At 63.2% G+C, this 13,489-nt stretch carries 15 protein-coding genes; 10 read left to right on the top strand and 5 right to left on the bottom strand.

Features of this window, described 5'->3' with window-relative positions; genetic code table 11:
* The 5 genes from VFE81_RS26485 to VFE81_RS26465 form a co-directional block, all read left to right on the top strand.
* Positions 1 to 1,291, top strand: a 1,291-nt coding sequence (locus VFE81_RS26485) for an ABC transporter ATP-binding protein/permease (protein ID WP_325047417.1), incomplete at its 5' end; no start/stop codon positions are given.
* Between the two features lie 59 nt (positions 1,292 to 1,350).
* Positions 1,351 to 2,124, top strand: a complete 774-nt coding sequence (locus VFE81_RS26480; RefSeq protein ID WP_325047419.1) for an SDR family NAD(P)-dependent oxidoreductase — start codon at positions 1,351 to 1,353, stop codon at positions 2,122 to 2,124.
* A 285-nt stretch (positions 2,125 to 2,409) separates the two neighbouring features.
* Entirely contained in the window at positions 2,410 to 2,871 is a 462-nt protein-coding gene (locus VFE81_RS26475; RefSeq protein WP_325047416.1) for a hypothetical protein, read from the top strand.
* 90 nt (positions 2,872 to 2,961) lie between these two features.
* Positions 2,962 to 3,603: a hypothetical protein gene (locus tag VFE81_RS26470; protein WP_325047415.1), complete on the top strand. Its 642-nt coding sequence runs from the start codon at positions 2,962 to 2,964 to the stop codon at positions 3,601 to 3,603.
* A gap of 93 nt (positions 3,604 to 3,696) precedes the next feature.
* Positions 3,697 to 4,437, top strand: a complete 741-nt coding sequence (locus VFE81_RS26465; RefSeq protein WP_325047418.1) for a response regulator — start codon at positions 3,697 to 3,699, stop codon at positions 4,435 to 4,437.
* Positions 4,438 to 4,503: 66 nt separating this feature from the next.
* Here VFE81_RS26465 and VFE81_RS26460 read toward each other — a convergent pair whose 3' ends face one another.
* The 3 genes from VFE81_RS26460 to VFE81_RS26450 all read right to left on the bottom strand — a co-directional run bounded on the left by VFE81_RS26460 (position 4,504) and on the right by VFE81_RS26450 (position 6,194).
* Positions 4,504 to 5,175, bottom strand: coding sequence for a flagellar basal body L-ring protein FlgH (locus VFE81_RS26460; RefSeq protein WP_325047414.1), 672 nt, complete (start codon positions 5,173 to 5,175; stop codon positions 4,504 to 4,506).
* 127 nt (positions 5,176 to 5,302) lie between these two features.
* Entirely contained in the window at positions 5,303 to 6,013 is a 711-nt protein-coding gene (locus VFE81_RS26455) for a hypothetical protein (protein WP_325047413.1), read from the bottom strand.
* A gap of 13 nt (positions 6,014 to 6,026) precedes the next feature.
* The gene (locus VFE81_RS26450) at positions 6,027 to 6,194 is read right to left on the bottom strand and encodes a DUF6726 family protein (RefSeq protein WP_321207320.1); all 168 of its coding nucleotides are present in this window, start codon (positions 6,192 to 6,194) and stop codon (positions 6,027 to 6,029) included.
* Here VFE81_RS26450 and VFE81_RS26445 point away from each other — a divergent pair.
* The 3 genes from VFE81_RS26445 to VFE81_RS26435 all read left to right on the top strand — a co-directional run bounded on the left by VFE81_RS26445 (position 6,193) and on the right by VFE81_RS26435 (position 8,844).
* Positions 6,193 to 6,414 (top strand): hypothetical protein, encoded by a 222-nt coding sequence (locus tag VFE81_RS26445; protein ID WP_325047420.1) that lies wholly within the window; start codon positions 6,193 to 6,195, stop codon positions 6,412 to 6,414. The two genes, VFE81_RS26450 and VFE81_RS26445, sit on opposite strands and share 2 nt — an antisense overlap.
* Positions 6,415 to 6,850: 436 nt before the next feature.
* Positions 6,851 to 7,591, top strand: coding sequence for a response regulator (locus VFE81_RS26440; RefSeq protein WP_325047412.1), 741 nt, complete (start codon positions 6,851 to 6,853; stop codon positions 7,589 to 7,591).
* The gene (locus VFE81_RS26435; RefSeq protein ID WP_325047411.1) at positions 7,588 to 8,844 is read left to right on the top strand and encodes an ATP-binding protein; all 1,257 of its coding nucleotides are present in this window, start codon (positions 7,588 to 7,590) and stop codon (positions 8,842 to 8,844) included. Before VFE81_RS26440 ends, VFE81_RS26435 begins: the two co-directional genes overlap by 4 nt.
* A 230-nt stretch (positions 8,845 to 9,074) precedes the next feature.
* Here the strand turns inward: VFE81_RS26435 and VFE81_RS26430 are convergent, their stop codons facing one another.
* Positions 9,075 to 10,001 carry a tyrosine-protein phosphatase gene (locus VFE81_RS26430; protein WP_414695660.1) on the bottom strand — a complete coding sequence of 309 codons (927 nt, stop codon included), beginning with the start codon at positions 9,999 to 10,001 and terminating at the stop codon, positions 9,075 to 9,077.
* Positions 10,002 to 10,252: 251 nt separating this feature from the next.
* On the opposite strand from VFE81_RS26430, the gene VFE81_RS26425 reads away from it, so the two are divergent.
* The gene (locus VFE81_RS26425) at positions 10,253 to 11,512 is read left to right on the top strand and encodes an MFS transporter (protein ID WP_325047409.1); all 1,260 of its coding nucleotides are present in this window, start codon (positions 10,253 to 10,255) and stop codon (positions 11,510 to 11,512) included.
* Positions 11,513 to 11,529: 17 nt separating this feature from the next.
* On the top strand, positions 11,530 to 12,795 hold the full coding sequence (locus VFE81_RS26420) for a D-amino acid dehydrogenase (protein WP_325047408.1): 1,266 nt from the start codon (positions 11,530 to 11,532) through the stop codon (positions 12,793 to 12,795).
* Between the two features lie 157 nt (positions 12,796 to 12,952).
* On the opposite strand, the gene VFE81_RS26415 is transcribed toward VFE81_RS26420, so the two are convergent.
* On the bottom strand, positions 12,953 to 13,489 hold a 537-nt coding region (locus tag VFE81_RS26415; RefSeq protein WP_325047407.1), incomplete at its 5' end, for an FAD-dependent oxidoreductase.

The following is a 13,489-nucleotide window of genomic DNA, read 5'->3' as shown; positions in this document are numbered from 1 at the left end:
GCTGACGCTCGATCTGCTGTCCACGGTCGTCACGCTGGTCTCGTTCATCACGATCCTGTGGTCACTGGCCGGTGCGCTGACCGTTTCGCTCGGCGGCATGCCGGTGCAGATTCCGGGCTACATGGTGTGGGCCGCAGCGCTGTACGCCGTGGTCGGCTCGCTGATCATCCAGAAGGTCGGCCATCCGCTCGTGTCGATCAATTACCAGGCGCAGAAGGTCGAGGCGGATTTCCGTTTCGGTCTGATCCGGCTGCGTGAAAACGCCGAGCAGATCGCTTTCTACGACGGCATGGAAACCGAGAAAAAGAACACGCACTCGCTGTTCGGCCGCATCCGCGACAACTGGTGGCTGGTGATGAAATACACCAAGCGGCTCACCTTTGTGCTGAGCTTCTATGGTCAGATCGCGATCATCTTTCCGCTGGTGGTGGCGGCGCCGCGCTACTTCGCGGGCGCGTTCACGTTCGGGGTGCTAATGCAGATTTCGAGCGCGTTCGGCACCGTCAGCGATTCGTTTTCGTGGTTCATCAACAGTTACGCCACCCTCGTCGAGTGGCGCGCTACCGTGAACCGGTTGCGCGAATTCAAGCGCATTGTGCATGCCCCGCGTCTGAAGGAATCGGTGTCGCCCGCTACCGCGCATGGCGGCATCAATCTGCATTTTGTCGACGAAGACAAGCTCTCCACCGAAGGCCTCCAGCTTGCGCTGCCGAACGGCAACCCGCTGTCGCGCATCCGTGATATCGCGATCAAACCGGGCTCGCGCTGGCTGGTGCGTGGTCCGTCCGGCTCGGGCAAGAGCACGCTGATGCGCGCGCTCGCCGGCTTGTGGCCGTTCGGCGACGGCTCGATCGACGCCCCGGTCAACGCGCGCATGATGTTCATTCCGCAAGTCAGCTACATGCCGATCGGCACGCTGAAAGCCGCGCTCACCTATCCCTCTTCTGCAGACACCTACACCGACGACGAATGCCGCGAAGCGCTCATCACCTGCCACCTGTCGGAGTACGCCGACCGTCTGCAGGAATCGGGACACTGGACGCGCATTCTCTCGCCGGGCGAACAACAGCGTCTCGCCGGCGCCCGCGTGCTGCTGCACAAGCCGGACTATCTATTCCTCGACGAAGCGACCAGCGCGCTCGATTCGGAAAACGAAGCACGTCTCTATCACCTGTTCACCGAGCGGCTGCCGAAGGCCGCGATCGTCAGCGTCGCGCATCGCGAATCGCTGGCGGCGTTCCATGGCGACACGCTCGACGTCGAGCGCTCGGGCGAACCGATTGCCGCGTGAACAGCATGCACAACGTGAGCGACATGAGCAGCGCCGGTGACGCGAGCAGCACGACTGGCATGAGCGGCGCCGGGCTCGATCGCGTCGTCCTGATCACCGGTGCGGGCTCCGGCATCGGCGCGGCACTGGCCCGACGCATCGCCGCGCCGCGCACCGCGTTGATGCTGCACGCACGCGGCGCCGACGACGAATCGCGCCAGCGTCTTGCGCAAGTCGCCGCCGATTGCAGCGCGAACGGCGCGCGCTGCGCGACGGTGTTCGGCGATCTGGCCGAACGCGGCGCCGCCGAACACGTGGTTCATCAAACGCTCGCGAACTTCGGCGCGCTCGATCAACTGGTCGCGAACGCTGGCCACGCGCAACGGCAAACGCTCAATGCACTCGACGCGGATGCGTTCAGCGCCGCCTTCGCCGCCATGCCGGCCGCGTTCGCCGCGCTCGTCAAACGTGCGACGCCCGCCTTGGAAACCTCGAAGCGGGGTCGCGTGATCGCGCTCAGTTCGTTCGTCGCGCATCGCTATCGCGCAGATACACCGTTCGCCGCCACGGCGGCGGCGAAAGCGGCGCTCGAATCGCTGGCGAAAACCGCGGCCGCCGAACTTGCGCCGCATGGCGTGACGGTCAATTGCGTGGCACCCGGCTATACCCGTAAAGATCGCGGCCCAAGTGCCGATAATGCATCGGTGTGGACCCGCGCCGCCGAAGCGACGCCGCTCGGCCACGTCGCCGAACCTGCGGATATCGCGGCGCTGATCGCGTTCCTGCTCTCTGATGAAGCGCGTCACATCACCGGCCAGGTGATTCATATCGACGGCGGCCTCACGCTCGGCTAGGCAGCACGTGGCTCATCAGCGCAATCCTCCGCGCCGCGAGGCAAACGCGCACACATTCTCGCAACGTTCCGCGCGACGCCAGCCGACACGCCGCGCATTCCCATCCCCCGCACGGTCAGCCCGGCCGTCGCAACATCCGGAAACACCCGAGAAGAGTTCGAAAGCATTTGCGAAGCGGGCAAGCTGTTCCCCGCTTTGAAAAGCCCTTGTTGCAGCGACGATAGTCGTGCGGGCCGTGCCACGTCCGGCCCGCTTCGCCACTCACTGATACTGGACTCTCCGCACATGTCATTCGATCGCCGCTCCCATCTTTTGACCCAGCGCGCAGCGCTTGCTCTTGGCGCAGCCCTGCTGCTCACGAGCGCCGCATACGCCGCGCAAGCCACCCAGCCCAACGAGCCGGCGGACGTTTGCCCCGCGCTCAAACATATCGTCGACGCGCCCGACTTCAAACAGCTACACACGCAACCCGCCGCGCAACTGCCGGGTATGTCGGCCGCGGATGACTGCCGCGCGAACACGCATGCCTATGATTGCCACTGGCGCGCGCACTGGCAAGCTGACGGTGTCGTCAACGATCCGCTCGAAGAAATCGGTGCCGATATCGCCGCCTGCTTCCCGAACGTCGTACACGACGTCAACACGCCGACGCGTCAGCATTTCATCGTGACCACCGACGATCGGCGCGTGAACGTGACGGCAAGCGTGCAAGGGCAAAACGAATTGCGCCTGCGCGTCACGCGCTGAGCGTGGCTCGTTTTTGCAACTATCTCGCCGCGATCCGCTGCGACTCGCTGTTATTCGCCGCACGTCTTCACCGCCACCAGGCACCGCATCATGACCTCTATGCCAAGCTTGCGCGCTTACGCTTCCACGTGGGCCTCTTTGGCCGCGTGGGTCATGTTGCGGCGGCCTTGCGCGTGGCTCGCCGCCACGGCTACCCTCGCATTCGGTTTGAACGGCTGCGCGTGGACGCTGATCTCAGCGGCCGACGCAACCGGCTCGGTGATTCAGGCGGGCTACGCAATCGCGGCGAATTACTCATCGCCGACTTTCGTTAACGGCCGGCCGGCGGACGTGCATAACGTCTGCATCGAAGTGAATCAAATGGTGTCGGTCGGCGATTTCGTGCCGGCACTGCAACTTGCGCTCGACCGGCACGGCATTCGTTCGGACGTCTACAATCCGGGCACTTCGCCCGCCGGATGCGAGGCGCGCCTCGTCTACAATGCCGCGATCGACTACGGTCGCCGCTCGTTTAGCGACGAAACGATCCAGTATCTGTCGATCATCGATCTGACGCTGATCCAGCACGGGCGTATTCTCGTCACCGCGCGTTACCAGACCGGCGGTCTCAACGCCGACCGTTTCTCTGCCGCATCGACCAAGCTCAATGGTTTGATCGACAAGATGGTGGTCGATCAAACCGCTCTGGCCCGGCAACCGATGCAGACCATCCAGACATCATTGGCAAATTAAGCGCGCCAACCTGCTTGCTTTCTCTTACACGAGAAAGGATTCGAAAGTGTTATGCGCTTTGCGCCGCTCGCGCGGATCACTAAGATGACCTGGATGAACCAATCCATTCTGGTCGTCGATGACGACCCTGTCGTCCGCGAGCTCGTCAGCGAATATCTGGTAGGGCGTGGCTTCAAAGTGTCCACGCTCGAACACGGTATGGCGCTGCAACGCACATTGCAGAACGAGCGTCCCGCGCTGATCGTGCTCGACATCATGATGCCGGAGCTCGACGGCATCAGCGCGCTGCGCGCCTTGCGCGTCGCCGGCGACGATATTCCTGTGATCCTGCTGACTGCGCGTGCCGATCCGATCGACCGCGTGATCGGCCTCGAACTCGGCGCCGACGACTATCTCGGCAAGCCATTCGAACCGAGCGAACTGGTCGCGCGGATTCGCACGGTCCTGCGCCGCCGCGGCTCGATTGCACCGAGCGCGCCGGAGCAACGCACGCCCTATCGTTTCGGTCGTTTCGAGGTGAATTTTCCAGCGCGCGAACTGCGCCACGATAACGAGCGCATCCCGCTGCGTTCGAGCGAATTCGCGATGCTCAAGGTGTTCGTCACGCACGCGATGACCGTACTCACGCGCGCGCAGTTGCTGGAGAAGCTGCACGGCAATAGCGAGGCGCATCGCAATCGCAGCCTTGACGTATCGATCTGGCGTTTGCGGCGGCTGATCGAAGTGGATCCGTCCGAGCCTCGCTATGTGCAAACCGTCTGGGGACGCGGCTATGTGTTCGTGCCGGACGGTGAAATCGGCGCGGCGGAACGCAGCGCGCCGCCGCTTGCGTAGAACACGAGAGAATGTGCACAGCGTGTCACGCATTTCGCGTGCACCTCCGCGCACATCGCGTCGAATTTAAAAGGTGAGCACGCTCAGAAACATTCTCTGCAGCCAGCCCATCGTGGTGGAGTCGGACACCATCCCAACGCCCGCCTGCTCGATGCGCGCATTCGCGACCTTGCTCGACGCCACATAATTGCCTGCTTCGATATCCTTCGGATTGACGATGCCCGACAGGCGCAGGCGGTCGCGGTTGCCGCTCATCGCGATCATCTTCTCGCCCGACACCGCCAGATTGCCCGTCGACATGGTCCCGATCACGGTCACGGCCAGCGTGCCCGTCATGCCGCTCGTATCGGTGAGACTGCCCTGCCCTTTGTAGTCGGTACTGGCCGAGCCGATATTGAACAGTCTCGCGAGCCGCGCGGCGGCGTTGGTCGATTGATCGGCGGCGGTCGCGGTGATACTGCTCGAACGGCTCGCGGCGGCGGTCGCGCTATTGTTGCCGCTGTACGACTCCGACAAGCGGATCGTCAGCACGTCGCCGATATGCTGCGCACGCGGCGTTTCGTAAAGCAGCAAGGGCGAACCCGCCTGATAGATCGCACCCTGCGTATTGACGTTCAGCGGCGCCGACGTGAGCGGCGGCAACATCGGCGTTTCGACGATTGACGGCGGCTGGCTGCTCGAGCAAGCCGCAAGACAGGCCGCCGCGCCTAGCGCGACAGTGAGACGTAGCGCAGTCATACATGCTCCTTGGCCCGATCGGCCGGATTGAAAACGGACTTTGCGGTTACAGTGCCGACGCTTCGCTCAACGATGCAATCGAAGCCACGCACGAGTCCGCAAACAGAGCGATGGATGAGACGGCACATCAGCCCGCCTCGGCACCGCTCGCCTGCCATTGCCGAACGACCGATTTCACCCATGCATCCGAGCCCTTCAGCAGATAGGTGAGCGTGCCGTTGCGGGTCCCAGGCAGAAAACACAACGTGATCGAACTCACTGCGTTTTCCCACACGTAGACCGGCATCGCGCCCGACGACACGCTTTGCGTCGCCAGACGCGGCGCGCCATAACGGTCCGCGAGCGCGTCGCGCAAGTCTTCGGCAGTGATCTCGTCGATCACAAAAGAAATCTCGTACAGACGCAGCGCGCTTTGCCCGTCGACACGTGCAAAGCGCAGCACATGCTCCTGTGCCGGCACACCATCGACGACCGCTTGCGACACCGCCCAGCCGTCGTCCGCACGATGCGCCCAGCGGCACGCGACCGTCAGACTCTCCTGCGACTTCAGGCGCATACCGAGCGCACCCGCCTGCACATCCGTCTCGCAGACGGGCACACTGCCGAGCGGTGTAGCTCGCACGCTCGAGCCGGCGCGGAACTCGTCGAGCGTGATGCCGAGCGCTATGCCGCGAAACGCGAACGGCTTGTCCGGCGAACGCCGACGTGCCTCAGCGGCAGCGCCCTTCGACGCGGCGCTGGCCGCACTCGCTTCGCGCGCGACTGGCTGCGCCAGGGCGGTCATCGAGAACACGCCGCCTAGCAGCGCCAGCACGCAGGCAATCCGTTTGGGTGTCATGATTCAGTCGATTTCAGTCGATGGCGGATGAACACATGTCGAACGGTGTGGCCGCGGCATGGCCGACGACCGGGATGATTTTCAGCGTGGCCGACGTCAGCCGGCACGGCAGCGCGGCGACGGCGCAGCCGCCGAGGGGCAGCAGCGCCGCGCCGAGCGTCAACCACGCAGCGACTCGGATGAAACGCTCAGGAATGCTCGAGGTCGACACACGGGCCTCGGTGCGTCAGGCAGTCGTGTTGACGTTATGCCCGACAAGCCCGGACGGCAGCGAAGGCAGCGCCTCGCTAACGGACTCGCGTGCCTGCGGCGTAACCGGCGCGTTGTTTGAAGTTGCGGGCTTTTCCGCTGCCGGCGTCGGCGCGAGCGAAGAAAAGCGGGTTGAAGTGAGATTGCTGTGAACGGTCATGGATGAGCCTCGCGTGGCGCTAGGTTTCGATTTCACGCCGCCTGCCGTGGGCCCAAGGCGTTAGGCTGTTTTCGGTTTTCGGCTTGCGACGCAACGTGCTGCACGACGAATCATCTCGCCGCGCACGCGATGGCGATGCACGAAGGAACGCGCGCTTTCCGGCGGTTCTTACGACCCGTTGCAACCCATTGCCGACAGTAGCAATTTCGCGCAGATTCTTTCATCGGCGGAATTTAGGCGATGCAAAATGACTGCCGCGCCGTGCTGCACGTCGGCAACACGTTGCCAAATATGGCGGCCGTGAAATAGGGTGTGAGCCTTTGGTAGCGGGCCCGACGCTCGAATTGGCCGGGCCAGCGCGGCATTGCGTAAGTATTGGTAAGAAAACACCCGGTCGCGCGTCGCGCGAGGCAGTCTAGAATTTCGCCATGAATCCACAGGTCCTTATCGTCGACGACGATCCGGTCGTACGCGATCTGCTTTGCAAGTTTCTGCAGACGAACGGCTTCGATGCGTCGGTGCTGCATGACGGCACCCATTTGCAACGCCGGCTCGAACGTGAACGGCCGTCGGTCGTCGTGCTCGACATCATGATGCCGAACACCGACGGCTTGCGCGCGCTCACCGCGTTGCGCGCCGCCGGCGACGACATTCCGGTGATTTTCGTGACGGCGCGCGGTACGGTGGCCGACCGCATTGTCGGGCTTTCGCTCGGCGCGGACGACTACCTGACCAAGCCGTTCGATCCGCGCGAACTGCTCGCGCGCATCCATACGGTGCTGCGTCGCCGCGGGCCATCCACGACGAGCGCGCCGGAATCCCGCAAGCCGTACCGCTTCGGACCGTTCGAGCTCGACTTCGCCACGCGCTCGTTGTCGCGCGACGATTCGAAGCTGCCGTTACGCGACAGTGAGTTCGCGCTGCTAAAGATTTTCGTCAACAATCCGTACAAGGTGCTGTCGCGCGTGCTGATTCACGACCTCGTGCATCGCGACAATCTCGCCTTTCGCGACCGTAGCCTCGACGTACCGATCTGGCGCCTGCGCCGCGTGATTGAAGACGATCCGTCCAATCCCTGCTACGTGCAGACGGTGCGCGGCAAAGGCTACGTGTTCGTGCCCGACGCCGACGGCACGCCGTTCGCCGAAGAGGTTGCCTCAAGCGCATGAGAAATCCGCTGAACACGCTGTTCGGCAGAATGGCGTTGCTGTCTACGGCGGTGTTGTTCGCGATTCAGGCTGGGTGGTTCGTGCTGGTGGTGATGCAGCCGCCGCGCCACGAAATCGACGGCTTCGCGCGCGGCATTCTGCTGGTGCTGCAGGCAATCAACGGCGAACCGATGAAGGGCGCCGCGCTCGCGCCCGCCATGCGGGTGCACCTCGTGCCCACCTGGAACATGCCGTCGAGCATTCATCTGCACACGCCGACCATGCATCCGTTGGTCGAGTTGAGCCGGCAGTTGCGTGAGAACCTGCCGCCCGGCACGCAAATCGCCGTCGACGACCTGCGCCCGCCGCAGTTATGGGTGCTATTCCCCGGCAAGTCGAACTGGGTCGTTGTGCCGGTAGACGTTCCGCCGCGCCCGCGCTTCCTGGTCGAATCCATCTCGATGCTGCTGGCTGCGCTGATCCTGTCGCTGTTCGCGGTCTGGCAGATGCAGCGGCCTCTGTCGCGCGTGGCCGACGCCGCCCGCGCGTTCGGTTCAGGCGGCCGGCCGGAGTCCGTGACCGTGCAGGGCCCGCGTGAACTGCGCGATCTGATCGGCTCCTTCAACGACATGATGCGACGCATTAATGAGGCCGGCGACGACCAGGCGGTAATGCTGGCCGGCGTCGCACACGATCTGAAAGCGCCGCTCACGCGCCTCAAGTTGCGCGCAAGCGTGCTGGTCGCGGAAAACGAACGAGCCGGACTGATCCGCGACGTCGATTCGCTGACCAACATCGTCCAGCAGTTTCTGGAGTTTGCCGGCCAGTCCGCCGACGCGGGGCCGCCGGTCGAAGTCGACGAATTCCTGCAGGAACAGTTTTCCGCCAGCGACAGCACGGAGACGCCGCTGTTCACGCTCGATCTGCGCGCCGGTTCGTCGTTCACGCTGCCGCGCACCTTGCTCGACCGGCTGGTCACGAACCTCGTCGACAACGCGCTCGAGCACGGCTCGCCGCCGGTGGATATCGCCACGGCGCGCAATGACCGGCATTGGGTGATCAGCGTGCGCGACCACGGCCCGGGCATTCCCGACGACCGTATCGCCGCTGCGATGAAACCATTCGTACGACTTGACGCCGCACGTGGCGGCGAGGGTCACTGCGGGCTGGGTCTCGCGATTGTCGCGCGGCTCGCGCACGATCGCGGCGGACGCTGCGATGTGCGCAATCACGCGCAAGGCGGGCTGGAAGTACGGATCGAATTGCCGGCTTGACTGGCCTGCACGTAAGGATGATCGAGAAGGGGACGCAGCATTGAGCGCAGGCACTTACGCGCCCTTACTGAAGGGGGGTTCGCGATGGCTATGGCCTTATAGTCGCCCCCGGCAACCTCGATGCCGCCCTTCTCCGTCCGCCCAGTTATTTGGGGCGGACTTTTTTTCGTCTGTACCCGCCGACGCGTTCCGCGCAACACCGGGCGCGGCGAGCCGCAGACGAAAGCCAGTCAGGCGACGAGGCGGTCGCGCAAAGCGTCGATCGTCGCTTGAGACATGCCGAGGCCTTGCGTCAGATAGCTCGCCATCGTGCCGTAGCTCGCCTGCACCTGATCGAACCCCGCTTGCAGATAATTTTCCTGGACGTTGAACAACGGCGACTCGATCGTTGCGACCGCGTCGCCGTCCTGCGCGCGCAGCGTCTCGGTCTGCGCCGCAATCGATTGGGCCAGATAGACGTTGCTGAGCAGATAGTCCTGCATGATGACGTCGAGCGGCACGTTGGCAATGCTGAGCAGGAGTGCCGCGACCCAACCAGTGCGATCCTTACCCGCGTTGGAATGAAACAGCTGAGTGCCGGCGCCATTGGCGAGCCGCGTGAGGAGCTCGCCATAGCCGATGCGCTGGGCGGCGCCGGTGACATAGGCACGCGCCTGGGCTTCCATGAACGCCACGGCGGCGCCTGCCGTATCGAACGTTGGCGCGACGAAGTCGCTGGTACCCAGGACGTCGAGTGCTTGCGACGTGGAGCCGGCGGGCAGGATATCCGCGGTACGCGCGATTTCGCCCGGCGTGCGCAGATCGTAGACCGACGCAATGACGAGTTTCTCAAGGACGGTTGTGTCGGCGGCGCTGAGGGTCAGCGCGTTCGCGCGATAGAAGGCGCCACGGCGCATCTGCTTACCGTCGACAGTGGGATAGCCGGCGGCCGCGCCCGCCACATCGCGAAAGTTGTTCACAGACGTCAGGCGTGGCGTTTCCGGCACATTAGTGTCCAGATTTCCGCCCCCGCAAGCCGAGAGCAACGAACTACACACGCCCGAGAGCAAGAGCACGCTTGCCGAGGATTTCAGGAACGCACGGCGCGATTGGTGTGCCCGCAAAGGCGTACTCGCGGAAAGGCGGGATGGCGAGCAGGTTTTTGCGGTTACGAGAATTAAGGGTGGCGAGCGCGGGCGTGAGGAGGATTTTCGCAGCTTGAGTGCTGCGGGCGCAGTTTAACCGTGGTCAATAATTTTTGGGTTACATCGTAGTAGTTGGTAAGAAACCGGAACGAAAGTCCTTACTTGTCGCCATTTTTGACCACAACTGGCCGCACAACACCTCGTCCCCTTAGAATACAAAAACCTACTATCAAGCCGCCGGAAGGCACCGGCAGGCAAAAACCTCCCGGAGACCACAAAAAAACATGCCCTCTCTCCAATGGTTCACCGAACTGACCCAGCGCGAACGCCGCACCCTCTACGCTGGCTTCGGCGGCTACGCAGTCGACGCCTTCGACTTCATGATCTACTCATTCCTCATTCCGACGCTGATCGCGACGTGGGGCATGACCAAAAGCGAAGCCGGCATGATCGCGACCAGTTCGCTGATTTCGTCGGCGATCGGCGGCTGGCTCGCCGGTATCCTCGCCGACCGTTACGGACGGGTGCGCGTCCTCCAGTGGACCATTGCCACCTTCGCGATCTTCACCTGCCTGTCGGGCTTCACCCACTCGTTCTGGCAACTGCTCACCACTCGCACGCTGCAAGGCATCGGCTTCGGCGGTGAATGGTCGGTCGTGACGATCATGATGGCCGAAACCATCCGTTCACCTCAGCATCGCGCGAAAGCGGTCGGCACCGTGCAAAGCAGTTGGTCCTTCGGCTGGGCAGCCGCGGCCATCATCTATTGGGCGTTTTTCGCATTGTTGCCGGAACAGGTCGCATGGCGCGCCTGCTTCTGGATCGGCCTGCTGCCCGCGCTGTGGATCATCTACATCCGTCGCAATGTCAGCGACCCGGAAATCTTTCTCGAAACGCGCCGCGCCCGCGAAAGCGGCTTCGATACTTCGCACTTCCTGCAGATATTCTCCTTCCCGTACCTCAAAACGACACTGTTAGGCAGCGTGCTCTGCACCGGCATGCTCGGCGGGTATTACGCGATCACCACCTGGCTGCCGACCTATCTGAAAACCGTGCGCCATCTGTCGGTCTTCAACACCAGCGGCTATCTGATCGTGCTGATCGTCGGCTCGTTCACCGGCTACATCGTCGGGGCGATTCTGTGCGACAAGATTGGCCGGCGCGCGTCGTTCGTGCTGTTCGCGATTGGCTCGTTCGTGCTCGGCATGGTCTACACGATGCTGCCGATCACCAACGGCATGATGCTCGCGCTCGGCTTCCCGCTCGGCATCGTCGTGCAAGGGATATTCGCGGGCGTCGGTGCCTATTTGTCGGAGTTGTATCCGAATTCGATCCGCGGATCGGGGCAAGGCTTCTGCTACAACCTTGGCCGCGGCCTCGGGTCGTTCTTTCCGATCCTGGTCGGTACACTGTCGCAAACCATGACGCTTGTTAAGGCGATGGGCATTGTCGCCGGCGCGGGCTACCTGCTGGTGATCGTCGCCGCAATATGTCTGCCGGAAACCAAGGGCAAAGTGCTTGGCGCGACCAGCCCTGCCGCCTGAAATCGCTGTACACACACATGAAAACGATTGTTCTGGGCGGCGGCGTGATCGGCGTCGCCACCGCTTTTTATCTGCGTCAGCAAGGCTGCCACGTTACCGTGATCGAACGCGAGCCGGATGTCGCGCTCTCCACCAGCTTCGGCAACGCCGGTGTGATTGCGCCGGGCTATGTGACGCCGTGGGCCGCGCCCGGCATGCCGGCGAAAATCCTCAAATACCTGTTCAAGCCAGCCTCACCGCTGATCTTCCGCCCCACCTTCGATCCGGCCCAATGGCGCTGGATCGCGCGCTGGCTGCGTGAATGCGACCTCGAACGCTTTCGCGTCAACAAGCAGCGCATGCAACGCATCGCTTATTACAGCCGTGACTGTCTGCACGAATTCCGTGGCCGTCATCCGTTCGACTATGGTCGCAGCCAGGGCTATCTGCAATTGTTTCGCAGCGAGTACGACGTCGAACTTGCGCAACCGGCGTTGGCTATCCTGCGCGACGCGGGCATCGTGTATCGGGAGGTCAGTGCGGCACAGTGCGTCGAAATCGAACCGGGTTTGCGCTGGGCGCGTCAGACGCCGCTCTCGGGTCTCTATCTCCCCGACGACGAAGCCGGCGATTGCGCCCGCTTCACCCGCGAACTTCGTGCGATCTGCGAGCGCAACGGTGTGCAGTTTCGCTTCGACACACGCGTCGCGGCGCTCGATGTGCAAGGCGGTGCGGTGCGCGGCGTGCGTGTCGAGAGCGAACGCGGCAGTGAGACGTTGCAAGCGGATGCGGTGGTCGTGGCGCTGGGCGTCGACAGTGCGGCGCTGCTCGCGCCGCTCGGTGTGAAAGTGCCGCTCTACCCGGTCAAAGGCTATTCGGCGACATTGCCCATCACCGACGAAGAAAAAGCCCCGCATGCGGCTCTGATGGACGAGTCGCTGAAAACGGCAATCACGCGCTTCGGCACCAACCTGCGCGTGGCCGGCACGGCGGAACTCGGCAATCGCCAGACAACCTTGCGCGAGCAGGCCTTGCAGACGCTGATGAAAGTGCTCAGCGACTGGTTTCCGCACGCGGCCAATCCGACTTCCGCGCATTTCTGGGTCGGCCGCCGTCCTATGACGCCCGATGGCGCGCCGTTGCTCGGTCCGTCTGGCGTGGACAATCTCTGGCTGAACGTCGGGCACGGTTCGACGGGTTGGGCAATGTCGATGGGTTCGGGCCGCGTGGTCGCGGATTTGATTACGCAGCGCAAGCCGGAGATCGATCTCGACGGACTGACGCTGGCGCGCTATCGGAAATGACCGAGGGCGGACGTTAAAAAGCCGGGTCACCCTTCAGGTGCCCGGCTTTGTTTTCTACCGCTCTGGTGTGCTGCTTATGTACCGCTTTGTCGTCTCCACCTCGTCCTGCAAGTATTAGCTGGTTTCTGCGCCAACAGGCGCAAACCAACCTGAGACGTTAGCGCGGCAGTTCCGAATGACCCATCAGGAACGCGTCGACCGAACGTGCGCACTGACGGCCTTCACGAATTGCCCACACCACCAGCGACTGACCACGACGCATATCGCCCGCGGTGAAGACCTTGTCCACCGACGTGTAATACGCCTTGTCGCCTTCGGTCGACGCACGCACGTTGCCGCGGTTGTCTTTGTCGACGCCGAACGCTTCGAGCACCGGCGACACCGGCTGCGTGAAGCCCATGGCCAGCAGCACCAGATCGGCCTTCATTTCGAATTCCGAGTTCGGCACTTCCTGCATCTTGCCGTCCTTCCATTCGACGCGCGCGGCGATCAGCTTCTCGACCTTGCCGTTCTTGCCTTCGAGGCGCTTGGTCGCGACCGCCCAATCACGCGAGCAGCCTTCGTCATGCGACGACGACGTGCGCAGCTTGATCGGCCAGTACGGCCACACGAGCGGCTTGTTCTCTTCTTCCGGCGGTTGCGGCAGCAGTTCGAATTGCGTGACGCTCTTCGCACCATGACGGTTCGACGTACC

The organism is Paraburkholderia sp., assembly GCF_035656215.1.
Classification (GTDB): Bacteria; Pseudomonadota; Gammaproteobacteria; order Burkholderiales; family Burkholderiaceae; genus Paraburkholderia.
The sequence above is the reverse complement of the archived record's forward strand: the minus strand, read 5'-3'. Positions and strand labels throughout refer to the sequence as shown.